Annotated in this window: 1 protein-coding gene; it reads right to left on the bottom strand. The window is 69.4% G+C overall.

Annotation, left to right across the window (positions count from 1 at the left end; translation table 11 throughout):
- A partial coding sequence (locus tag HUK84_RS21275; RefSeq protein WP_281362886.1) for a CorA family divalent cation transporter occupies positions 1–525 on the bottom strand: 525 nt, incomplete at its 3' end.
- Between the last annotated feature and the right edge of the window lie 219 nt (positions 526–744).

The raw sequence follows: 744 nt of genomic DNA, 5'->3' as shown, positions 1-744 counted from the left end.
GAGCTGGCCGGCGCCGCGCTGCGGGCCCCCGGCCTGGAAGATGTCGCGCGACAGCACGTCGAGCGCCTGGCCCAGATGCTCGAGGATGTCGGCCAGGCGGTCCACCACCGCTTCCATCAGGCGGATCGCGATCTCGTCGGATGTCGGGGCTTCGTGCCCGTCGGCGCGTTTCTGGTCTTCGATCTGGCGGGCGACGGTCTCGAAGGCCGAGAAGGCGGTGAAGCGGATGGTCAGCAGCCGGTCGCGCATCAGCACGAAGCCGACCGGCGAAACGAAGAAATCGTCGGGCGTGCGGCGTATCAGCGGGGTGGAGAGATAGACCGCGTCATCCTCCATGAACAGGCGCGAGGAGCTTTCGATTTCCTCGAGTGCTTCGCGGGTGGGAATGCGCTGGCCGGTCAGGCGCGCGGCCAGGGCCTGCTCCTCGGGCGTCGGGTCGATCAGGTCCAGCCAGGCGGCCCCGGCGAAGTCGGCGGCGTCGGTCACCGTCCGGGCCGGTTCGCCGGGCGGATGGGCGAGAAACATGGCGGCGCGTCATTCCTGCTGTTCCCGATCCGGTATCGGCGGGGGCGGGCGGGCTGTCAAATCGCCAGGAGGCTGGTAATTTTCGGCCATGCGGTCCAGAACACGGGACATCCCGTATCCAAGGCTTGTGGAGAACGACGTGAGCGCAGCAGATCCCAGCGCAACCGAGCGCGGCACGGCCGGCATGCCGGGGGGCGCCAACAGCCTGCGCGGCGGCCC

Origin of the sequence: Nguyenibacter vanlangensis, assembly GCF_013376155.1 — a bacterium.
Taxonomy (GTDB): domain Bacteria; phylum Pseudomonadota; class Alphaproteobacteria; order Acetobacterales; family Acetobacteraceae; genus Gluconacetobacter; species Gluconacetobacter vanlangensis.
Note: the sequence above shows the minus strand (reverse complement) of the source record. Positions and strands in the feature narration are given on the sequence as shown.